General features: G+C 54.7%; 19 protein-coding genes and 3 pseudogenes. 16 read left to right on the forward strand and 6 right to left on the reverse strand.

What is annotated here, in order from left to right; translation table 11 throughout:
- From IPM21_02135 to IPM21_02175, 9 genes and pseudogenes are all read left to right on the forward strand, one after another.
- Entirely contained in the window at positions 1-528 is a 528-nt protein-coding gene (locus tag IPM21_02135; GenBank protein ID MBK9162715.1) for a DinB family protein, read from the forward strand.
- A gap of 110 nt (positions 529-638) precedes the next feature.
- Complete coding sequence (meaB, locus tag IPM21_02140; protein MBK9162716.1) at positions 639-1,580, forward strand: methylmalonyl Co-A mutase-associated GTPase MeaB; 942 nt, start codon at positions 639-641, stop codon at positions 1,578-1,580.
- A gap of 18 nt (positions 1,581-1,598) precedes the next feature.
- Positions 1,599-2,012 (forward strand): methylmalonyl-CoA epimerase, encoded by a 414-nt coding sequence (gene mce, locus IPM21_02145; GenBank protein ID MBK9162717.1) that lies wholly within the window; start codon positions 1,599-1,601, stop codon positions 2,010-2,012.
- 79 nt (positions 2,013-2,091) lie between these two features.
- Positions 2,092-3,501: a peptidylprolyl isomerase gene (locus IPM21_02150; GenBank protein ID MBK9162718.1), complete on the forward strand. Its 1,410-nt coding sequence runs from the start codon at positions 2,092-2,094 to the stop codon at positions 3,499-3,501.
- Between the two features lie 80 nt (positions 3,502-3,581).
- On the forward strand, positions 3,582-4,415 hold the full coding sequence (locus IPM21_02155) for an MBL fold metallo-hydrolase (GenBank protein MBK9162719.1): 834 nt from the start codon (positions 3,582-3,584) through the stop codon (positions 4,413-4,415).
- 52 nt (positions 4,416-4,467) lie between these two features.
- Positions 4,468-4,983 carry a hypothetical protein gene (locus IPM21_02160; protein MBK9162720.1) on the forward strand — a complete coding sequence of 172 codons (516 nt, stop codon included), beginning with the start codon at positions 4,468-4,470 and terminating at the stop codon, positions 4,981-4,983.
- A gap of 1 nt (position 4,984) precedes the next feature.
- Positions 4,985-6,062 (forward strand): annotated as a pseudogene (gene mtnP, locus IPM21_02165) (S-methyl-5'-thioadenosine phosphorylase).
- A gap of 285 nt (positions 6,063-6,347) precedes the next feature.
- Positions 6,348-6,626: an outer membrane protein assembly factor BamD gene (bamD, locus tag IPM21_02170; protein ID MBK9162721.1), complete on the forward strand. Its 279-nt coding sequence runs from the start codon at positions 6,348-6,350 to the stop codon at positions 6,624-6,626.
- Positions 6,627-6,645: 19 nt separating this feature from the next.
- Positions 6,646-7,029: a VOC family protein gene (locus IPM21_02175; GenBank protein ID MBK9162722.1), complete on the forward strand. Its 384-nt coding sequence runs from the start codon at positions 6,646-6,648 to the stop codon at positions 7,027-7,029.
- Here IPM21_02175 and IPM21_02180 read toward each other — a convergent pair.
- Complete coding sequence (locus IPM21_02180; protein ID MBK9162723.1) at positions 7,016-7,456, reverse strand: hypothetical protein; 441 nt, start codon at positions 7,454-7,456, stop codon at positions 7,016-7,018. The genes IPM21_02175 and IPM21_02180 overlap by 14 nt on opposite strands.
- Before the next feature lie 369 nt (positions 7,457-7,825).
- Between IPM21_02180 and IPM21_02185 the strand changes: the two genes are divergently transcribed.
- From IPM21_02185 to IPM21_02200, 4 genes are all read left to right on the forward strand, one after another.
- Positions 7,826-8,761, forward strand: a complete 936-nt coding sequence (locus IPM21_02185; GenBank protein ID MBK9162724.1) for a sugar kinase — start codon at positions 7,826-7,828, stop codon at positions 8,759-8,761.
- Between the two features lie 6 nt (positions 8,762-8,767).
- A complete protein-coding gene (locus tag IPM21_02190) occupies positions 8,768-9,529 on the forward strand; it encodes a hypothetical protein (GenBank protein MBK9162725.1) in 762 nt (253 codons plus the stop codon).
- Positions 9,526-10,293: an enoyl-ACP reductase gene (locus IPM21_02195; GenBank protein MBK9162726.1), complete on the forward strand. Its 768-nt coding sequence runs from the start codon at positions 9,526-9,528 to the stop codon at positions 10,291-10,293. Before IPM21_02190 ends, IPM21_02195 begins: the two co-directional genes overlap by 4 nt.
- Positions 10,294-10,507: 214 nt before the next feature.
- Positions 10,508-11,314 (forward strand): TIGR00730 family Rossman fold protein, encoded by an 807-nt coding sequence (locus IPM21_02200; GenBank protein ID MBK9162727.1) that lies wholly within the window; start codon positions 10,508-10,510, stop codon positions 11,312-11,314.
- Here the strand turns inward: IPM21_02200 and gyrA are convergent.
- A pseudogene (gene gyrA / locus IPM21_02205) lies at positions 11,309-14,242 on the reverse strand (DNA gyrase subunit A). The gene IPM21_02200 and the pseudogene gyrA sit on opposite strands and share 6 nt — an antisense overlap.
- A 213-nt stretch (positions 14,243-14,455) precedes the next feature.
- Between gyrA and IPM21_02210 the strand changes: the two are divergent.
- Positions 14,456-15,226, forward strand: a complete 771-nt coding sequence (locus tag IPM21_02210; GenBank protein ID MBK9162728.1) for a PilZ domain-containing protein — start codon at positions 14,456-14,458, stop codon at positions 15,224-15,226.
- Positions 15,227-15,274: 48 nt separating this feature from the next.
- Positions 15,275-16,042: a PilZ domain-containing protein gene (locus IPM21_02215; protein MBK9162729.1), complete on the forward strand. Its 768-nt coding sequence runs from the start codon at positions 15,275-15,277 to the stop codon at positions 16,040-16,042.
- A 302-nt stretch (positions 16,043-16,344) separates the two neighbouring features.
- On the opposite strand, the gene IPM21_02220 is transcribed toward IPM21_02215, so the two are convergent.
- From IPM21_02220 to IPM21_02235, 4 genes and pseudogenes are all read right to left on the reverse strand, one after another.
- A complete protein-coding gene (locus tag IPM21_02220; GenBank protein MBK9162730.1) occupies positions 16,345-16,704 on the reverse strand; it encodes a hypothetical protein in 360 nt (119 codons plus the stop codon).
- Positions 16,705-16,712: 8 nt separating this feature from the next.
- Positions 16,713-17,662, reverse strand: a pseudogene (locus tag IPM21_02225) (serine/threonine protein kinase).
- Between the two features lie 120 nt (positions 17,663-17,782).
- Positions 17,783-18,001 (reverse strand): hypothetical protein, encoded by a 219-nt coding sequence (locus IPM21_02230; protein ID MBK9162731.1) that lies wholly within the window; start codon positions 17,999-18,001, stop codon positions 17,783-17,785.
- A 216-nt stretch (positions 18,002-18,217) separates the two neighbouring features.
- Positions 18,218-18,412: a hypothetical protein gene (locus IPM21_02235; GenBank protein MBK9162732.1), complete on the reverse strand. Its 195-nt coding sequence runs from the start codon at positions 18,410-18,412 to the stop codon at positions 18,218-18,220.
- Between the two features lie 595 nt (positions 18,413-19,007).
- Between IPM21_02235 and IPM21_02240 the strand changes: the two genes are divergently transcribed.
- On the forward strand, positions 19,008-22,583 hold the full coding sequence (locus IPM21_02240) for a DUF1800 family protein (GenBank protein ID MBK9162733.1): 3,576 nt from the start codon (positions 19,008-19,010) through the stop codon (positions 22,581-22,583).
- Positions 22,584-23,116 lie beyond the last annotated feature (533 nt).

Below are 23,116 nucleotides of genomic sequence, written 5' to 3' on the forward strand. Positions count from 1 at the left end.
ATGAGCAGAAGTACTGCACAAAGTTCGAATAACGTGGCCTCAGCATTCATCGCTGAATTGCAGCATGAGGCAGCAACGACCCGCCAATGCCTGGAGCGCATCCCGGCCGAGAAATTCGACTGGAAGCCGCACGAAAAATCGATGACCTTCGGCCGGTTGGCCTCGCACATCGCCGAGATGTTTGGCTGGACACCGGCAACACTCACCCAGCCGGAACTCGACTTTGCCAAGTTTGATTACACTCCGTTTGACCCGAAAACGACCGAAGAGCTGGTAGAGTTTCTCGATAAGAACGTTAACGAGGCGATCGAAACGCTTCGCAACACGCCTGACGACGTTTTCCTCGAAAACTGGACGATGCGCAATGGCGAAACGGTCTATTTCACAATGCCGAAGATCAGCGTAATGCGTTCGTTCGTCGGCAACCACATCGTCCATCACCGCGGCCAGCTTTCGGTCTATCTGCGGCTCAACGACATTGCCGTTCCATCGATATATGGCCCCTCAGCCGATGAAGGGCAGATGTAGGGAAAATGTGAAAAGTTCAAAAGTGAAAAAGGTGGGCCAGGTCGGCCCGCCTTTTTATTTTCCGCCCGAAATGCGAATATTTTATTTCTGCCTTCGAATCGATGCCCGTATTGGAAAACATAGATAAGCTCTTTGCCGGCGAACCGCGGTCGGTTGCCCGGGCGATCACTTTGGCCGAGTCCGGCGGGCCGAAGGCGGCTGAGCTGATGCGTTCGATCTTTCCACGTACCGGACGAGCGACCGTTATCGGCATTACCGGGTCGCCGGGAGCCGGCAAGTCGTCTTTGGTTGATAAGCTCGCTCTTTTTTACAAGAACGAGGGGCTTCGCGTCGGAATCGTCTGCATTGATCCTTCGAGCCCGTTTTCGGGCGGTGCGATCTTGGGCGACCGCATTCGGATGTCCACGCTCGGCATGGACAAGAATGTCTTTATCCGCTCGATGGCGACCCGCGGAAATCTCGGCGGTCTTTCGCGTTCGACCGTAGATGCGGTGGCGATTCTTGATGCAGCGGGTTACGACAAGGTCATCGTCGAAACGGTCGGCGTCGGGCAGGACGAGGTCGAGATAGTGAAAACGGCCGATGTTTCGGTCGTCGTTCTCGTGCCGGGAATGGGCGACGACATTCAAGCGATAAAGGCCGGGATAATGGAGATCGGCGACGTTTTCGTCATCAACAAGGCCGACCGCGAAGGCGTGCTGCGGACGCAAAAGGAGCTCGAATCTCTCCTATCGCTCGCCCATCGCCCCGATATGTGGAATCCGCCGATCGTCCCGACCGTAGCGACCGAATCCAAAGGCATCGAAGGCCTCGCCGCCGCCATCGAAAGATATGCGAAATACACGGCTATGGCCGACGGCGAGGCCATCGCGGATCGCAAACACGCGATCGCCCGCTGGCGTTTGCTGGAGCTTTTGCGTGAGCGGCTGCTTGCCGATCTGCTTGAAAAAAATGGGGCCGAAAAGGCCCTCGAAAAGCTCTCTGCGAACGTCGCGGCGAAACAGATCGATCCGTATTCCGCTGTCGAAGAATTGATGAGCCGAGAGAAGTGAGACTTGCAAAATAGCTGTATGAAGATCAACCACTTAGGCATCGCAACGAAGGGCATTGATGCGGCCCTTAAGTTTTGGGAGGACGCTCTCGGGCTTGAGAACGTTCACACCGAGATCGTTGAGGATCAGAAGGTGCGGGTTGCGATGCTCCCGATCGGCGAGAGCCGTGTCGAACTGCTCGAACCGACCTCGGACGATTCGCCGATATCGAAGTTTCTTGAAAAACGCGGCGGCGGCATTCATCACATCGCGGTTGAGGTTGAAGATATCCGGGCGTCGCTCGCCAGGCTAAAGGCACAAGGCATGCAACTTATCGACGAAGAGCCGCGGATCGGGGCCGAAGGATGCCTTGTTGCCTTCGTCCATCCAAAGTCCTCGGGCGGAGTTCTATTAGAACTCGTGCAAACCGATCAGGGGTCAACAACATCCTAGCTGTTTCGGTAGTGTTTTGGTATGATTGCGGTTTGCCGAAAGCACATTTGGAATAATCTTTTTAGTGAGGAATTAGGAATTGAGTAACTTAACAAAAGGTCTGATCTTGCTTCTCGTCGTACTTGGCATCGGTGCCGGGCTGGCCGTCTGGAAAAGCAAGGTCGGCGGCCACTCGAACGCCGGTTTTAATAAGATCACGCAGCAAGAGGTCGAACTCCTTGTTGCCGATCTGGCCGAACAGAATCCGATGGCGATCAAACGCCTCGGCGAGGATGCTGAGCTTCGTAAACAGCAGTTGAACAATCTCAAAGAATTGTTCGCATTTGCCTCTGAGGCGGAGCGGAGCGGAATGACCAATGACCCGAAATTTCGCAACGAGCTTCAGAACATCCGAACTGAGCTGACGGCAGTAAACTACGACCGCCACATCAACAAGGACAAAGGCCCGATGCCACCGTTCGGCTTCATCGGCGAGGATCAGGTAAAGGCTTTCTGGGGTGAAGGCGAACAGCCCGCACAAGGATTCTTTGCGAACCTCAAGGACAAGATCGGCCTTGGCAAAAAGGACAACGAGATGGCGTTTCAGCGTTTTCTCGACACAAAGATCTCTCTTTTGAAGGAAAGCAATCCGGCGATGAAAGACCGCGAGATCTCAGAAGAAGAGAAGACCCAGGCCCGTGAGTTCTTTGCAAAGATCAACATCTACAACGACGAATTCGGGACAAAGATCGCTTCCGGCGAACTTCCGAAAGAGCTGAAAGATAAGATCGACCTGCAGGTCAAGCTCCAGCAGGCTCAGTTCCTTGCCCGCGTTTACTCGGACAAGATGGCCAAAGAGATAGAAGTAACGGACGAGGATGTCGCGGCCTACATTGCGGCGAATCCGGAATTTGATACCTCCGCTAAACGAGCCAAAGCCGATGAGATTCTCGCTCGTGCAAAAGGTGGCGAAGACTTTGCTGCTCTTGCGAATGAATTTAGCGAAGATCCGGGCAACAACGCCGGTGAAGACGGCAAAAAGCGCGGTGGCCTTTATGAGAACGTCAGGCTCGGAATGATGGTCAAGCCCTTTGAGGAAGCCGCACTTGCCCTCGAACCCGGCCAGGTTTCGCAGGGTCTTGTCGAAACTGACTTCGGGTACCACATCGTCAAACTTGAAAAGAAGGGCGAAGCCGATGGCCGCGAAGGTCAGAAGGAACAGACCTACGACGTTCGGCACATCCTTATCTCGACCGGATTCAAAGACCCGAACAACCCCATCGGCCGCGAGGAACCGATCAAGCAGTACGTTCGCCGAAAGCTCGAAGAAGAACGTGAGAAAAAGACGATGGAAGACCTCGTCGCCCGAAACAATGTTCAGGTGCCGGAAGACTTCAACGTCCCGCAGATCACGGACGAGCAAATTCAGGAGATGATGAAACAGCAGCAACAGCAGCAGGTCATCAACACTCCCGGTGGGCACTCGGAAGGCGATGGACACGACCACTAAATGGTAAACGCCCGATGGAATTTGGCGATTACAAAATAGAAATAATTCCGGATACGGAATTTAGGTTAGACGGAGGGGCGATGTTTGGAGTCGTCCCTCGCGTTTTGTGGGAACGCGTCTGCCCGCCCGATGAACTCAACCGCATTCGCCAGCAGATGAACTGCGTCTTTATCGACACCGGTAAAGAAAAGGTCTTGATCGAGACCGGCATCGGCGAAAAATGGACCAAGAAAGAAACGAAGATCTACGGGATCCTACGCGAGCGGCCCTTTGCGGAAACTCTATTTGAGAAGACCGGCTGCACGCCCGATGACATCACGATCGTCATTAATACTCACCTCCATTTTGACCACGCCGGCGGCAACACCGTTTTGAATTCCCCTCCTTACGAAGGAGGGGTGGACGCCGCCTCGGCGGACGGGGTGGCTCTCTCAAGCCATCCGATACCACAATTTACGAACGCCCGTTACCTGGTTTCCAAGCGAGAACTCGAACACGCCGAGGTTCCGCACGAGCGCGACCGGGCAAGCTATCTTCCCGAAAACTGGCGGCCGATGATCGAGACCGGCCAGCTTGAGCCGATGCCCGACGAATACGAACCAATTCCCGGCCTACAGCTCCAAACCATTCGCGGCCACTCCGAAACAATGCAGACCTGGCAACTGAGTCGCGGCGGCAAAACGATGTACGGTTTCGCCGACCTCATCCCAACTCGACACCACCTCCCGCTCCCATGGATAATGGGCTACGACCTTTACCCGACCGAAACACTGGCGTTCAAGAAAGAAATATTACCGAGAGCGGTCGCAGAAGGCTGGATGTGTCTTTTTTATCACGATTTCGAGCACCCGCTTTGTCGATTGGTCACTGAAGGCACTAAAATAGAGGCCGTTTCAACTGGCCAAACCATCTAACGGAACAAAGACTAAAGATCAGTTAACAATTTGATTAGGAGAATTCCCAGCAATGAAGATCAAGATACTTTTTTCGATCGTCTTGGCTATCGCCCTTTCCCAAGTCGTATTCGGTCAAACACGTGCAGAACAAGAACGAAGCACGTTCATCAGTAACGCAAAACTACTCGAGCGGAAGCCCCTCGACCCGAACGCTGCAGCAGCCCGGGAATCCGGATTCCGATGGGTGGTCGACACAGACCAGGTGACCGTAGCTCTTTGCGGCGAGGTAATGGAATTGAATCCCTCGAAGAAGAATAAGTTCAAATCCGAGCTGTTAATGCAAATGACCTTTGGCATGGCCGTTTTCAAACTAGAGAACCCGGATAAAAAGTCCGACGAAATAGCGGCCCAGGTAGCTGGCGTTGAAAGTATGCTTCGTACCTATTCGACGATGGTCGCAGAAAATGAAAAAGCCAGGAACGCGAAGCTCGATGAATTGATAATTAAACAAAACAATGGTGAGCTTAAGGCAATAGTCGAGACCGCATTCGCAAAGGGTAAGTGCGAGAAGAAGGCAGATAATTAGAATGGAAAAAGTTACAATCGGAATAATTGGCGGCAGTGGTTTGTACCAGATGCCGGAATTAGAAAATGTTCGTGAGCAGGTGGTGGAGACGCCATTCGGCTCGCCGTCGGACGCGTTCATCATTGGCGAACTTGATGGCGTTACGGTCGCGTTTTTGCCGCGACACGCACGCGGGCATAAGTTTACGCCCACGGAAGTGCCTTACAGGGCGAACATCTACGCGATGAAGCTCTTGGGCGTGGAATACATTCTCTCGGTTTCGGCGGTCGGTTCGCTTCAGGAGCAATACGCGCCGACCGACATGGTCATCCCCGAGCCAATTCTTTGACCGGACGCGTGACCGGGCCAAGGAATCGACCTTTTTTGGCGAAGGCATCGTCGGCCATGTGACCTTTGCCCATCCCGTTTGCGATGAGCTTGGCGATATCCTCGAAGCCTCTTGTAAAGCGGTCGGTGTAAAGGTCCACCGCGGCGGCACTTATTTGTGTATGGAAGGCCCGGCCTTTTCAACCAAGGCCGAATCGATGGTCTATCGCCAGTGGGGCATGGACGTCATCGGCATGACCAACCTGCAGGAAGCAAAGCTCGCTCGCGAGGCCGAGATCGCCTACGCCACGCTCGCCCTGGTCACCGACTACGACTGCTGGTACGAAGGCCACGACGACGTAACGATCGACATGGTCATCGCCTATCTGAACAAGAACGTCCGCAACGCCCAGCTTATCCTGAAAGACGCCGTCAAACGCGTCGCCGCCAAGGAAACGCCGAACCAGTTCGCCGGAGCGACCAAGAACGCCATCTTCACCGCCCCCGACCACTGGCCCGCGGAAACAGCAAAGAAGCTGGAGGCGATCATCGGCAAGTACCGCGTATTGGAATGGGTACAAATCTGCAAGATGATGAACGGAGCAAGGAGGTGCTCCATTATGTTGGGGGGTGGCGGGATATTCCGGCCGCAAGATGAGACCATGCCTACGTCATCATCTCAGTGGCGGGGCGGTGACCACAATAAGCAAGCACCTGGGAATCATCAAGAGCATGAGTATGGGAATGCCTCAATCGGGCGATGGCGAAAGTGAGAGATCGATCGCATCAATCCTGATCGATTGGAAGGAAACGATTTTCGATAATTGACGCTTTCGGTTGGACAGAAAACCTCAAGAGGCCTTTCCATCTAAGCATCAACATGAAATACATTTTTGCCTCGTTGTTAATTTTAAAAGGGATTTATTTCGAGCCACAGCTTTGGGCTGCGCAATGTAACGCCTGCAATTGACCGTGATCCGCTGCTTGAGGCGGATGCTCTCCACAACCTTGATGTCGCCTGGCAGGCATTTGGCCCTGCTCGTAAGGCTTATAAGCAGGTGCTCGGGCGGTTTGAAGAGACCTATGCCGCTTATCCTGAATTCTCAAAGATCGACGAGTTTCTTTACCTTGCGGGAATGAGCAGTTACTACCTCTCAAAAAACGAAGGCAAGCAGAAGGTGAACCTTAAGATAGAACGCGAACGCGAAAAGTATGACCCGCAGAAGCTTCGCGAAAATGCCGCTGCATACCTGGCGATGATGCTCGAGCGGAACCCTGAAAGTAAATATCGGGAAAACGCGGAGAAAGTGCTTAAAGATCTAAAACCTGTCGAGTAGAGCTTTCGGCAGCGACTAAATGAACCTAAATCAGGCGACCATCTATTCATCAAAGCCAATTGAAACGGTCGAGTTTTTCCAGAAACTCGGCCTTCGCCTTATTGTCGATTCCCTTCCTCGATATGCCCGGCTCGAATGCCCTGACGGCGAGGCCACTCTCTCCGTCAACATCGCCGATGCCGCCCCTGCCGCTAACCAGGTCGTTCTCTATTTCGAATGCGACGACGTTGATGCCGAGGTCGCCCGGCTGAAATCGCTCGGCTTGGAGTTCATCCAGGAGCCGCGTGATGAAGAGTGGCTCTGGCGGCAAGCTTACCTGCTCGACCCCAACGGCAACAAGATCTGCCTATTCCACGCCGGCGAGAATCGCAAAAATCCGCCGTGGCGGGTTAGATCCCGTTGATGAATTTCTGCCCGCCGGCGAGGAAGTCCTTGAGATCGTTATCAAGCCCGCTTCCGTGTGCCGAAGGCATCAATGTTCCGACGATCCGTTCAAACTTGCTGCCGATCTCTGTCAGTGGCCTTGCATAACTGTTCGCCGGAAAAGGGAGTTTACCGATAACGGTCCCAAAAGACTGCAACAACTGCCCGTATGCCTTCGCTGCCATTTCCGGGTCTTTCGCGGTCTTCATATTGTTTAAGACCGTAAGGGCAACATAGGCTTTTTCCATGTCCTCATAGAAGACCGTGCATTCATTCAAGCTTTTGACACCCTTCGACGCAGCCTGGATCTTCTCTTTCACTCGGTTTGGCAACAGATTGCAGATGCCAAATTCGTAATTCTGGTACTTTTCAACCAATTGCGCCGCCTGATGCAATGTTTCTATCAAACTTGCTTTATTAACTTTTTTACTCCACCACCATGCCATAACCTGCTTTCTCCTATTCCTTCTATGAATTTTGGGCGATTTGATTCCTTCCTACTAAATAATGCGTAGAAAGAAGAAAAAAGAGACAAAATTTATAAGAGTCGCAAATGTCGGAACCCTCTGCATAAGCGGAGGGTCAGTTTGTTGCCGTTACGTCCGCCAGAATTCTTACACTCGCGAACTGGCCGCCCGCTAACGCAGGCGGTTCTGACTTTCTGGAATCGCAAAAAACCTCTATGCCGTGTAAAATGGGGAGTCCAGTTGCGAACGCCTCTGGGGGAAACTCTTCTGGCTCTCTCTGCTTCTGGCTTCCGGCAATTACTCAAACTTATGTCATTAACAGTTGTAGGTTCTGTCGCTTTTGACGCGCTCGAATCGCCGTTCGGCAAGAGCGATAAGGTTCTTGGCGGTGCGGCGACGCACTTTGGGCTCTCGGCCAGCTTTTTCACCGAGGTGAATGCCGTCGGTGTGGTCGGCGGTGATTTCGGCGATGCCGAGTGGGACGTTTTCAAGCGTCATCATATCAACACCGATGATATAGAGGCCGTACCGGACGGCAAGACGTTCTTCTGGAGCGGCCGTTACGATTACGACATGAACACGGCCCATACGCTCGACACGCAGCTCAACGTCTTTGAGACGTTTGACCCGAAGCTTTCCGACAATTCGAAGGGCTCGAAACTGCTCTTCCTTGCCAACATCCTTCCGATGCTTCAAAAAGGCGTCCGCGAGCAGTGTCCGGATGCGAAGTTCGTCGCGATGGACACGATGAACTTCTGGATCTCATCGATGAAGGACGCCGTTATCGAGACCATCAAGGTCGTCGATTGCATCATCATCAACGATGCCGAGGCTCGCCAACTCACCGACGAACCGAGCATCTACAAGGCTGCACGTAAGATCATGGATCTCGGCCTTCGTGCAGTTGTCATTAAGCGGGGCGAATATGGAGCGACGCTCTTCACAAAAGACGCTTATTTCGTCGCACCGGCCTATCCGCTTGAGAGCGTTTTTGATCCGACCGGAGCCGGAGATACATTCGCCGGCGGCTTTATGGGCTATCTTGCCGCCCAGAATGAGATCACCGACGACACAATGCGGCGGGCGATGATCTACGGCTCGGTAATGGCGTCGTTCAACGTCGAAAAGTTCGGCACCGAACGGGTCGATGCTCTCGATTACCCTGAGATCAATCAGCGGTTTGCGGACTTTAAGCAAATGACCCATTTCGACGATATTCCGTTCGAGCGGGCGACCGCCGCCTGATGCTGAATGGCAAAGCAATTCGATAATTCGATCACGACCTTCTCACGCCCGGCCGGCAACACGACTCTGCTGATCGGCGGCGGCGTTATCGTGATATTGTTGGCCGTCTCGATCGTTCTGTCGGTCATTTACGGTATATGGCCGTTGGCCATTCTTCTCGGCCTCGGACTCGTCGGATTTGCCGTCTTCTTTTGGGTCGCACTCGACCAATCACGAGTTCTCGCCGCCTGGCGTTCGGGCACTCGCGTCGACTGGGATTCGACCGGCCCCGAGATCCAGCGGCAGAGCCTCGGCATTGAGGTGACCGAACTCGCCGGCATTCTCGAGGTCGAACCCGAGAGCATCAGCGACCTACAATCGGCTTACATCGTCGCCGAAGATCTCGCACTTCGTCAGATGCAGCAAGAAGAGGGCATACCGCTGCTCCGCCACGTTAGCGTACACGGCGTGCCTTTTGATGCGGCATTCGTCAGCGATAAGCGGCTCATTTGCTGCGAGGTTGCGTTTCTCGTAACGCCGGAGCTTCGGCAGGATCGACGCGAGGCCATTATGCGAAAAGCCGGGCTCGTCCGGCGAGCACTCGAAACGCGAAACTCGCCGCTTGATGTCCGCTTGATGCTCGTACTTGTCACGCAGCTTACTGCCGAGGACGAGCGGCACCTGCGAAGCACGATCGGAAGCGCCGCCTTTCGCGGAACCCCGGTCAATATTGAGGTAAGATTCGTCGATTTCGAGGCACTTCAGCGAATTTACGTGACGGAACAATGAACTTATTGGAAAACAAGGTCGGGTTGATTCTTGGCGTCGCAAACAAACGTTCGATCGCATGGGCCTGTGCCGATGCGTGCAGCCGCAACGGCGCCCGGCAAGCGTTCTCATTTCAGGGCGAGCGGCTTAAAGAAAATGTCGAAAAGCTCGCCGGCGATCTGCCGGATTCGCTCATCCTGCCGATGGATGTGACGAACCAGGCCGAGGTCGATGCCGCGTTCGAGGCGATCGGCAGCAAGTACGGCAAGCTCGATTACATCATCCACTCGATCGCATTCGCTCCTCGCGAGGCACTTGAGGGCGATTACGTCGCGACCACACGGGACGCGTTCCGCACGGCTCTCGAGATCAGTGCCTTCTCGCTAAACCAGGTGGCATTTGCCGCGGCTCCCTTGATGAAAGAGGGCGGCAGTATCGTAACGATGAGCTACTACGGAGCCGAAAAGGTCGTGCGAAATTACAACGTTATGGGCGTAGCAAAAGCCGCTCTTGAAGCCTCCGTACGCTACCTCGCGGCCGATCTCGGCAGGCAGGGCATTCGCGTAAATGCGATCTCGGCCGGGCCGATCAACACGCTCTCTGCCCGAGGCGTAAAGAACATGGGCTCGATGCTATCATACGTCGCCGAAAAAGCTCCGTTGCAACGAAACGTTGAAGCAGCCGAGGTCGGCAACACGGCATTATTTTTGGTCAGCGACCTCGCTTCGGGCATCACGGGCGAAACGATCTACGTAGATTGCGGATATAACATTATGGGGCTTTGAGAAGTCTAGGAAGTCTTGGAAGTCTAGACAGTCTGGGATGTCTGGAATGTCGGGGAGTCTTATTGGCTCAAGAAGTCTTTGGTGCCTCGGTAGTGAAGGTGATTTGTCATTCACGACATCCTGGACATCCTAGACTGACAAGACTTCCTAGACTAAAAAGGACTTCCTAGACTTCCCAGACATCCTAGACTTCCTAGACTTCCGAGACTGATTTATGGCTGAAACTGACGCGAACAAACCGAAGAAGAACAAAGACCTTCACAAGCCTCCTGAGCCCAAGACCGTGGCCGAGGCAAAGAAGCGCCAGCAGGAGCCGGGCTATTGGCAGTTGACGGACGATGAGGTCCTTCTCCGCTCGCCTGAGCCGGAGGATGAATATAAGACGTCCGATTCGTGGCGCGTTTTTCGCATTCTCGGCGAGTTCGTTGACGGGTTCGACAATCTTTCGACCATTATCCGCGGTGTGTCCGTTTTCGGCTCGGCTCGTACCCGCGAGGACGATCCGATGTACATTGCCGCCCGCGAAACGGCCAAGCTGCTCGCCGAGTTGGATTTTGAGATCATCACTGGCGGCGGCCCCGGAATCATGGAAGCCGCGAACCGCGGCGCATTTGAGGCAGGCGGCGTTTCCGTCGGCTGCAACATCGAGCTTCCATTTGAGCAATCGGCCAATCGGTACCAGACCAAGTCGCTCTCCTTTAAGTACTTCTTCGTCCGCAAGACGATGTTCATCAAGTACAGCAACGCTTACATCATCTTCCCCGGCGGGTTCGGTACGATGGATGAACTATTCGAGGCATTAACTCTTATCCAGACGCGAAAGATCCGCAACTTTCCGGTCGTGCTTTTTGGGTCGCAATATTGGCAGGGAATGCTCCAGTGGATCACGTCGATGATGCTAAATGAGCGGAACATCAGCCCCGAGGACCTGAACCTGATCCACCTGACCGATTCTCCGCAGGACGCCGTGGACTTTATCGTCAAAACATGCGGCGATGTTGAAAAGAAGCACAAGCTATAAGCCGACCGAATCCTTCACCCAACTAAGATATCCGTCCGAAACGTAGCTCGCCGGTATCGCGACGATCTCCGGCTCGTCGTAGCTGTGGTTAGCGTCGATGTAGCTTTCAAGCTCACCGTAGCGCTCGGCGACCGTCTTGATCAGCAGCAAATATTCGCCGTCCTCTTTCACTTCGTCTTTCCAGCGATAAACCGACGTCATCCGCGGCAATACCTGGACGCAGGCGGCGATCCGGTTCTCGACAATGCCTTTGGCGAGTTGCATTCCTTCTGCCTCATTCGGAACTGTTGTCATTACAACGATCATAGGCTCGATTATATCTGAATCCCTTCCACGAAAAAGGGCCGCTCGGAGATCCCGAACGGCCCGTACTTCCCTATCGACGTAGAACTATTCTTCGCCTTCTTCCGCAGCCAAAAGCGTTGCGGATGTGACGCAGTCGCCGTCGTCGCAGCGGATCAGCATCACGCCCTGAGCCGACCGGCCCGTTTCGCGGATCTTATCAACTCCGAGCCGGATCAGCTTTGCCTGCTGCGTGATTATCATTATCTCGGAATCATCCTCGACCGGAAACGCCGAAATGACCTTGCCGGTCTTCTCGGTCGTCTTCATATTGATGACGCCGATGCCGCCACGCTTCGTCAGCCGATAGTTTGCGACCTGCGTTTGCTTTCCGAATCCGTTCTCCGAAACCGAAAGGATCTTCTGATCACCTTCGGGAGAGACGGCACAAACCGAAACGACATAATCGCCATCGCGAAGGTTAACACCGCGAACGCCGCGGGCCACGCGACCCATCGGCCGGACGTCCGTTTCATTAAAACGAACCGCCATTCCGTTGTGCGTCGCGATGAAGATCTGCTGTTTTCCATCCGTCCGGATGACATTGAGCAGTTCATCGCCTTCGTCAATATTGATGGCATTTATTCCCGTGACCCTGATGTTCTGATAATCCGAAAGCAATGTCTTCTTGATCACACCGTTTCGCGTCACCATCGTCAGGTAAACTTCCTCTGTAAAATCGCGAACCGGCATCACCGCGACAAGCTTTCGCTCCATCGAGATCTGAACGAGGTTGACGACCGCCTTTCCGCGAGCCGCTGCTGCAGCCTCGGGGATCTCGTGGACCTTGATCTTATAGACCTGGCCGTCCTCGGTGAAGATCATCAGGTAGTCGTGGGTCGATGCCGTGAAAATATGCTCAACGAAATCTTCGTTCTTCGCCGTCGCACCGAGCCTTCCCTTTCCACCGCGGCCCTGCCGTGTGTAGGTCGAGACCGCCGTACGCTTGATGTACCCGGCCTTTGTCACGGTAATCGCGACCTCTTCATCTGGGATCAGATCCTCGATCTTGAACTCAACGCCGGCATCGACGATCTGCGTCCGCCTAGCGTCACCGAACAGCCTCCTGACCTCGAGCAGTTCATCGATGATCACCTGCTTGAGCACGCTATCGTTCTCAAGGATATTCTCGAGTTCTGCGATCAGCTTAATGATCGACTCGTATTCGTCAAGGATCTTCTGCCGCTCAAGGGCCGAAAGCCTGCGAAGCTGCAGGTCAAGGATCGCCTGTGCCTGAATATCGGTAAACGCAAGACTGTTGATGATCTTCCGAAGCTCTTTCTTGAACTCCTCCTCGCCTTTGCCGCCCGCGATACCTCGCCATTTCTTGACCTCTTCAAGCGTCTCAAAATTGGCAGTCATCCACTTCTTGGCCTCATCGACCGACCGCGAATTGCGGATCAGCGGAATGATGTAGTCAAGAGCGTCGATCGCCTTATTAAGGCCTTCCAAAATATGCGCCCGGGCCTGGGCCTTGCGAAGTTCGAACTGCGTCCGTCGCGTTACCACCTCTCGGCGGAAGGCAACGAAGCACTCGAGCATCTCCTTGAGCGTAAGCACTTTCGGCTGCCCGTCGACGATCGCAATACTAATGATGCCAAACGAGGACTGGAGCGGTGTCAGCTTATAAAGCTTGTTTAGGATCACCTGCGGGATCGCATCGCGCTTCAACTCGATAACGATCCGCATGCCTTCGCGGTTCGATTCGTCCCGGACCTCAGAGGCTCCCTCGAGCCTTTTCTCGTTCATCAGCTCAGCGATCTTTTCGATAAGCCTCGCTTTGTTGACCTGATACGGTATCTCCGTAATGACGATCGCGTCGCGTTCACCGCGGCCGATCTGATCGATCGCCGCCTTGGCACGCATCTGAATAACGCCGCGGCCCTCGCGATAAGCTTTGTGTATCTCCTCGCGGCCATAGATAAATCCGGCGGTCGGAAAGTCGGGGCCGGGAACGATCTTGATAAGCTCGTCAACCGTCACTGTCGGGTTCTTGATGACCGTAATCGTTGCATCGAGAATCTCGGTGAGGTTGTGCGGCGGTATCTTCGTGGCCATACCGACCGCAATTCCCTCCGATCCATTCACCAGCAAAAGCGGTATCTTTGTCGGCAGAACTGACGGCTCGGAAAGCGTATCGTCGTAATTCGGGTGAAAATCGACCGTCTCCTTTTCGATATCCGCGAGCACATCGTCGCTCAGCTTTTGGAGCCTGACCTCGGTGTAACGCATCGCCGCCGGATTGTCGCCGTCGATCGAGCCAAAATTGCCCTGGCCATCGACGAGCGGATAGCGCATCGAGAAGTCCTGGGCCATCCGGACGATCGAGTCGTAGATCGCCGAGTCGCCGTGCGGGTGATATTTACCCATCACGTCACCAACGGCACGTGCGGATTTCCTGTATTGCTTGCTGGACGTGTTCCCTGCCTCGTACATTCCGTAAAGAATGCGGCGGTGAACCGGCTTAAGGCCATCGCGGACGTCCGGGAGCGCCCGTCCGATGATGACGGACATTGCATAATCGAGATACGACCGGCGCATCTCATCGTCAATATTTATTTGTTCTCGTTCGAGTAATGAGTCCATTTGATAGGGTTCAGGCGATTATTTTGCTAAACATTACAAAACAATGTAAAAAGTGCTGGATTTTTTCACTGCTTGATGCTATCTTTGATTTTACAGGCGGGGAGCCTGAATCGCAATCCACGCCCCGTCCCATCTCCGGCCCGTCCCGACCTGCGAACACTCCTTGGTTCACGTCCTTCTTTCCCGGAGACCACTGCCTGAAAAACCGTAAAGATGTCAGAAGTTGAAGTTGAAAAGGACCAACGTAGGATCCAGCGCTATTCGCTCGCCCTTCCGGCCCGTGTCGAGGTGAAGGTCGATGAGAAATTTACCTGGAACGAGGTCACGCGTATCGAGGATGTTTCGGCGTTCGGTGCGGGGTTTACGCTTACCCGGCCGGTAAAACGAGGCCGTTTGCTTTCGATGAGCGCACCCTTGCCCCGGCAGCTCCGGTGTTTTGATTTTCTTGAGCCTCAATACAGGGTTTGGGCGCTTGTTCGTCGGTGCATTCCGCTCGGGCACAACCCTGTTGCACAAAAATACGGTGTAGGCGTCGCGTTCATCGGGAAAACACCGCCCTCTAGTTATCTCGAAAACCCTTCAAAACTTTATGAGATAAGCTCACGCGAAGATGGAGGCCTTTGGATGCTTACCGACGCAGCTTCAAATCCAGATGAGAACGATCTGCCCTCGTACTTGCGAAGGCACACACGCTTCTCTATACCTGAGTCGCTTCTCCTCGAAGTCCTTGACGAGAACGGCGATGTCGTGGCCAGCGAAGTGACCGTAACCGAGAATGTCAGCCTTGGTGGAGCCGCAGTTTTTACGTCTTTCAAGGCTGAGACAGGTTCATTCCTGCGGGTAACGAGCGACCGACATAATATCACCATCATCGCTATCGTCCGCGGCCGCCGTTTAGGCCCGGATGGCGTGGTAAGGCTCCATATCGAATTTGTCGACAGAATGTTTCCGCTAGAAGGCATTGAGGTCGAAGCCGCCTTCTAAATTCAGCATTGCCGCTATTAAATGTATCCCCTTATGTCCGGAGGTAAAATGTCCGCAACCCAAACTGAACCCATCGTAGAGATCATTTCTGAAGATATCATCGACGATTCTCAGCCCGCCGTCCTTAACGCCGTTGTTAAGAGCAAATCGAAAGACAGCGAGAGTTGGAAAGAGGTCGCCGATGTTGTTAGTTATTCGCCGACCGGTGCCGGGTTCTATATGGCAAGGCAAGTTAGTCCCGGCCAGTTGATCTCACTAATGCTACCGCTTCCCGCGGAGATGCGTTGTTATGACCATGACAAAGAGTTTTATAGGGTCTGGGGCGTCGTTCAGTTCTGCCAAAAGTTAAACGGAGAAGATAACGAGTCTTACCACATCGGGGTCGCCTTCACCGGAAAGAATGCTCCGCCGTCCTACAATGAAGATCCGGAGCGTCATTTCCGAATTTGCGGAATGAATACCGACGGACTTTGGAGGATAGAGCCGGCAAAGGCCGCGTTCAAGATCCGTCGTGACGTCCGCTTTTGGCAGTCGATCGAATGCTATGTTGCCCTCGTTGATAAAGAAAAGAAGTCGCTGAGCGGAGCCAAGTCGGTCACCGAAAACGTCAGCAAGAGCGGTGCGGCCGTCTTTTCAACACTCGATGTAAACGTCGGCGACCGCGTCAAACTAATTTGCGAACCGCACGACTACTCAGGACTCGCAATAGTCTGTAACCGCCAAAACGCAAAGGACGGCCGCATGCGGCTTCACCTGAACTTTGTTGACGCAAAGTTTCCGGTCGAGAACCTGAAACTCGTCGAAGCGAAGAACTAGAAAAAAGAAGACTTGGGAGGCTACGGCTGACGCTGCAAATTCGCATTTGCGGCCAATCGCCGGGCCTCTCTTATTTTTTGGATCTCTTCTCGCGTCAACGGACGGAAGTTGGCGTCCGGAGTTTGGGGCGGTATCGGAGGCCGCCGTGGCCGAAGCCTTGGGTCATTCGGTCTCATTCGGCGAAACTCGAACGAATTGGCATCCAGCAAACGGTTGCCTATATAGACCTTGTCGCCTTCGATCACGATCCGTTCACTTTCGAGATTCTCGAGACTTTCGAGCGTAACATTTCCCTTGGGCTGTTACTGAGCGCCTGGAACGTTGCCCTCGGCGTCCGCTCGGGCTGCGTGCTCATCCTCGGCTGTGTTAGCTTGCCGCCGGTCCGATTCACCGCTGCCTTCGACCTGATTCGAACCCACGGCATTTGCGATATTTGCTGTCAGCGGCAAAGCTGTCTGCCCGGGTTCAGATACAGGGACCTCCGGCACGGAAAACTCTGAATACGAAACCACCCCCGCAACGATAACGCCTGCCAACAAGAGAGCCCCCAAGCCGCCCGCTGCGTAAACGAACCGACGCTTCCCGGTCGGAGCTTCTGTGCCGGCCCCGATCGTCTCCGGGATCGATCGGAGTTGGGTAAGCTGGCTGACGTTTTCGGGCATGACTGCCGTCAGAGCCTCCGTGCTCGCGGCAACATTCGCCGTGTTTTCCGGCAAGAGCCTCGTCGTTTCAGCGTGGATCGCCCGGCTATTTCGGCCTGTTCTGGCTGCCTGGCCGCGTCGAACTCTGCAAAATTCTGATGCGTCGCGAGCATCTCGCGCATCTGGCGGGCACTCTGCGGCCTGAGGTCGGCGTTCAGGTCCATCGTCATCGATAGAACCGCAGAAAGCCCCGGCGGGACATTTGGGTTTAGCTGGCTCGCAGGCTCGAGCGGGTCCGGCCTTTCCGATAGCACCGACATCGCCCGGGTGAGCGCGTCCTCGGGCGGCACCTCGGTCAGGAGGTGATAAAGCGTCGCGGCGAGCGAGTAGAGATCGCTTCTCGGGTCCGTTCCGGTTCCCTGGATCTGCTCGAGCGAAGCGTAGTTGCGTGAATACCCGAAAATGCTCTTGGTGGTGGACTTCCGCCCATCTCGCTCGGATTGCCCTTTGCGAGCCCAAAATCTAGCAAGATGATCTGGCCTTTTGGCGTTACCTTTAGGTTCTGCGGCTTGATGTCGCGGTGGATGACCGGGCTTTCCTGATTATGCAGAAACTCAAGTGCATCGAGCAATTGCTCTGCCCATTTGATCACTTGATCGACCTCGAACGGCTTTCCCTGATCTTCGAGTATGCAGCACAGGTCCTCGCCGGGAATGAATTCCATCACGATGAACTGGCCTTCATCCTCGACAAAATGATCGCTAACGCGAGGAAGTGCAGGATGCTTGAGGCTGTTCAGCAGGCGTGCTTCGCGCTCGATCGCTCGGCGATAGTTGTCGTCCATGCAGAGCGTTTGCTTGATCGCCACCGTACTTCCAAAGCGTTCATCGACGGCAACAAAAACCGCGCCCATTCCGCCCTGGCCGATCTGCTTTTCGACCCGGTAGCGTCCCTGCAAGATCTTTCCTTTCTCGATCATCAGCTATCCCAAAACGAACCGAACGGCAGTTTACTACGCACCCGTCTTTTTTTCTATACGCGAAAGAGGCGTCATTGTTCTGCCTAAGCCCTCACCGCTAATGCGAAAACCAATCCGCGGTCATATCGCACCATAGGGCGAGCCCCTGCCAACGGCCGTACCTTCTGTAATGTTGCGCGATCTTCTTGTCGGTCGGCGGTCGGTTCCGATTATGCTTTTCCGCGAAGCGGCGCGGAGCCACGAATCAAGTGCCAGCCCGTCGTATCTTCCCAACAGTTTCAAGAGATGCTCGGCTGCGTATGTCCCGATGCCCTTAACTTTCAAAAGCTCCTTTTTCATTTCCGGAGTCGGCAGATCGGACAAAAGCCACGATTCAGGGTCGATCTTTCCCGAAGCAACGCCCTCGGCGATCTCGGCAAGATAATCAGATCGGTAACCGGCCCGGATCTCAGTGCGAGAAAGTCCGGGCTCTTTGCCGCCATCGCCTCAGCCGTCGGAAACGCCCGAAACCGCTCTGCAAGACATCCCAAGACTTTCAGTGAGATTGAAACCATCTTACGGGTCAGCGACCACGAACAATTCGTCGTGCAAAGCGTTTTTATCAGGTCTTCGAACACGGTCGCCGACCGAAGCACCCGCCCGGCCCCAAGATCCGCGGTCCAGGCAAGGCCTGGGATCGCTCGACGCGAATTCATAAAACTCGTCAAACGCCTCATCTAAGCGCAGCATCCGGCCGACGGTGGTGATCACCGCCTCCTCGGCAGATTACCCGGTGCGATCACTTTCAGCCGCTCTTTTGACGGCGATATCGTCAATGTAGCCGCCTTTTTCCCATCGATCGCGAAGGTATAGCGGAGTTTTCGAGCCTCACCGTCAAAAGAGAACGGCGGCAGGTCGTACCAACCATGCCCGCAAACGGCACGCTCAAAGTGCAGGCCCGCCGGGGTTTTCAGATAAAAGGTTCTTTTTCACGCATTGAATCGTATCTCGCTGAAAAAAAACAAACCGCAAATCTTCGTCCAAATTGCCGCTTTAGGCGTCTAACATTCGTCTGACAGGCGAACCACGAAGAAAATTTTGCGGAGACCGTAAATATTCGTTGTTTCTTTCTAAGAGAGAGTGTAATATTTCGTTACCCCATCCATACACTACCGAACAGTTAGGTCAGCCCAGGGTTCTTTAGCAAATCAAGGATTTCTTTCGCAAGAAGGGAGGTCGAATTATGAAGTGTCGCGTGTCCGGGCCAAAGCGTCCCGTGTCCTTAACTGCAGCCTTGCTAATAGGGTTGTTTGCGTCGTTAAATCTTTTTGGTCAAATTGACCCAAACCCAAATTCTCCGGTTCCGGTGCTTTTAAGTCAGGAAGACTCGACCCGAGCCTTGGCTGAGTATGCCGAGGAACGCAGAGACAGCAAACGCCAGCCGTTTGCCGAGACAGCATTCCCGCTGAACGCCAAGGTAAACCTCTACGTCACCAACATCGATCTGATGGAAGGCGAGGGGGCTAATGCCTTTCGCGTTTATCTCGAAGACTCGCAGAAGCGGCAGTATCGCGTCCCGGTCGTCGATCTTCAGCCTTCTGAATATCAAAAGGGAGTGTATCGGGTAACGATCTATCTCCGCGATGAACTCGGATTTTGGGAGCAGCCCGCCGCCAATGGCGATGTGCTTGTCCGGCTGACGTGGCGTGGGCTTTCGAGCAACCGCGTTCGTTTGGGGCTCGGAAAGACCGGCGGTGAGATAAAGGACGATCCGGGCTCGCAGCCGATGCCGCTTTCGCGGGCGGCGTCGTTCATGACCGGTGCTGAGCCGCCGACCTCTGAGTACGTCGGCTATCGCTGGTCCGGCGACCGGATGCGTTTTCTCCAGCAGGCGACCTTCGGTGCTGACCGTTCGCTCGATGACCGCATTCGCCGAATCGGCCTGCGGACGTACCTTGCCGAGCAATTCGAAGCACCGTATCCGTCGCTCGTGAATCCCTATCCGAACATTCCGCTCAAACACATCGACAGCAACAATGCGACCCTCGGTTGCGGTATGTTTGCTGATGGAACCGCTGAACGCCGGATCTGTAACCGCGACCACTATACGCAGTATCCGCTTCAGAATTGGTTCTTTAAGGAAGCTCTCTATGGCGAGCCTCAGCTTCGCCATCGCGTTTCATGGGCTCTCGGCCAGATCTGGGTGGTCTCGGGCGTCGATACACAGCAATCAAGCTGGATGATCGCCTACCATAAGATCCTGAGCCAGCACGCCTTCGGTAATTATCGCGACCTTATGCGCGATATGACGCTCAACCCGGCCATGGGCAACTACCTCGACATGGTCCGCAGCACGAAGAACAACCCGAACGAGAATTACCCGCGTGAGATCCTGCAGCTTTTCTCGGTCGGCCTCTTTATGCTCAATCAGGACGGGACGCTGATGCTTGATGGCAATAATCAGCCGATCCCGACCTATGACCAATCGACCGTCGATAACTTCACCAAGGTGATGACGGGCTGGACGTTCTGCAACGTCGGCTGCCCGAATTCGGCTCCGAGCATCGTCAACTACAAGGATCCGATGATCCTTAACCAAAATAACCACGACATGACGGCAAAGACGCTGCTTGCCTATCCGAATGCCGTTAACCAGAATATTCCCGCCGGGCTCAACGGCAACACCGAGCTCGAACTGGCACTCGACAACATCTTCTATCACCCGAACGTTGGCCCGTTCGTCAGCAAACTCCTGATCCAGCACCTGGTCACGAGCGACCCGACACCGGCTTACGTCGGACGCGTTGCCGCCGTTTTCAACAACAATGGATTCGGCGTCCGAGGCGACCTGAAGGCTGTCGTCAAGGCGATCCTTCTTGACCCCGAAGCACGCGGCGACGTCAAGACCGACCCGAATTTCGGCAAGCTCCGTGAGCCGGTTCAGCTTGTCACAAACGTGCTCAAAGCATTTGACGTCAAGTCCGCCAACCTGACCCAGCAGTCGGATGGCGTTGTGAACGGCCTGACAAGCCCGCTCGGGCAGAGCGTCTTTTATTCGCCGACGGTGTTCAACTACTTCCCGCCGGACTACACCATTCCCGGCACGGCTCTGAACGGACCCGAGTTTGGGATAATGACCACCGGCACAGCGATCGGAAGGCTCAATGTCTTCAATACGATGGTCTATAACCGCATCAATGGCGGCACCGAGAACTTCCCGCAGGGGACTTCGCTCGACCTCACCGAAATGGAAGCGCTCGCCGCTGATCCGACCGGCAACCTGCTGCTTGATGAGCTGAACAAGCGTCTGCTCCATTACACGATGTCGCCGCAGATGCGGGCAACGATACTTCCGGCCGTGACCGCCGTCTTCGGCGGCAACTCCCCGTGCCCGAGCACAAGCAGCAATCTATTTGGTCGCGACCTCGTCGCAATTCCAGGTACAGAGGTGAGAAAGATGAATGAATCAAGACGCGAATTTCTGAAAAAATCTACTTGTGCCTTGAGCATGACGGCACTCGCGACGCAAATGCACCATATGGGCATGATGAGCGTGCTTGCCCAAAAGATGGAAGAGAAGGAGCAGCCCGCACAGGGCGGCGAGAGCTACAAGGCGATCGTCCTCCTCTATATGGCCGGCGGCAATGATGGCAACAATATGGTCATCCCGGCGCATAACGACGCTTCGGTCAGCAACTATGCCGCTTACGCCGCGACCCGCCAGACGCAGGGCCTTGCCATTCCGCAGGGCGACCTGCTTCCGATAAGTGTTCCGCGGATCGGCGGGCTGACCTACGGGCTTCACCCCGCTCTCGGCCCGATTACCGGCGGCATAAACAACGGCATCCACGAGCTCTGGGCACAGCAGAAGCTGGCGATGGTGACCAACGTCGGGACGCTCGTCGCCCCGATGACCAAGGCACAGTATCAGAACAACTCTGTGCCGAAGCCCTATCAGCTCTTTTCGCACTCCGACCAGGTGGCACAGAGCCAGACGAGCGTTTCAAGCACTCAGGCCTTTACCGGCTGGGGCGGCCGGATCGCCGACCGGATGAACCAGCCGAACAACCCGAACGGCCTCATCCCGATGATCACCTCGATCGCCGGTGCACAGCTCTTCACCGCAGGGCAAACGACGCTGCCGATGGCCATCGCCGACGCCAACACCTCGCTTGCCAATGTGCTCAACCCCGCAGGCTTTAACACGACCTCGGCCTCGGTCGCCCGTCGCAATGCGATGAACCAGCTTCGCACCATCGACCTTGATAACAACTACCTCGCCGCAGCGAGCCACGTTACCGATCTTGCGATGGAGGCGAACAACGCTCTGCAGACCTTTCAGGAAGTGACCGTTGCATTTCCGAACACGAGCATCGGCCGCCAGCTTCGCCAGATCGCCCGGCTGATCAAGAAGCGAACCGACCTTAACGTCAATCGGCAGGTCTTCTACTGCCAGATCGGCAGCTTCGATACGCACAACAATCAGCTTAACAACCAAACCAATCTGCTCTCACAGGTAAGCCAGGCGGCACGGTCGTTCTATGACGAAATGGTCGTCCAGGGCGTCTCAAACGACGTCACGCTCTTTACGCTCTCTGACTTTAACCGGACGATGAACCCGGCTGGCTCGGGTGCGACCGTCGGCAGCGACCACGCCTGGGGCAACCACATGATGGCGATCGGCGGATCGGTCGCGGGCGGTGACTTCTACGGAATGAACACGACCAACGGAACGCCGTTCCCAACGCTCGTCATCGGAACCGCCGGCCCGGACGACACGACCAGCGGAACCGGTGCCCGCGGCCGCTGGATTCCGACCACCTCGGTCGAGCAATACTGCGCGACCCTAGCCCGCTGGTTCGGCCTGCCGGAAAACGAACTTGGCTCCGTCTTCCCGAACATCGGCACTTTCCCGCAAACCGACCTCGGCTTTATGATCTAGCCCTGCTCTATCATCAAGCCGCCCGCGGCAAACCGCCGCCGTAAACAGTAAAAGGTGTGAGCGCTAACCCCGGCCACGCCTTTTTTTTATTCACTTTTCCTAGCCACGTGACGCGGGCTCTGTAAAGCTCAGAACTATGCGATTCAAGACTCTGAACACTCCGATTGAAAACGAGATGAAAGAAAGAACTCGAAGGGCACTTAGCGGTTTCCTGTTTTCTAATGGGGCATTTATTCTGCTTCTTCTTTTTGTCTCGTTCACACCCGTAGCTGGTCAAGATTACAGCCCAGAATATCAAGAGTCCTAAAACGTTATCACGGGTCTTTGGCAATGTCTATGTTCTTGTTTTGAGTGGCGCCGGTGATAGACCGATCCTTTTGGCAACTAATATCGGGAAGATCAATGTGCGTCACGCGAAGACGAGCTTGTGAATCTGTTTCCCGAGCAAACCCCAACGGACCCCTTTGGGGTCGCATTGGTCAATGTGGAGTCTTTATGAACGCACGAAAATACAAGCCTTGGCCCGATCTACT

It is taken from the genome of Acidobacteriota bacterium (assembly GCA_016716435.1).
Taxonomy (GTDB): Bacteria; Acidobacteriota; Blastocatellia; order Pyrinomonadales; family Pyrinomonadaceae; genus OLB17.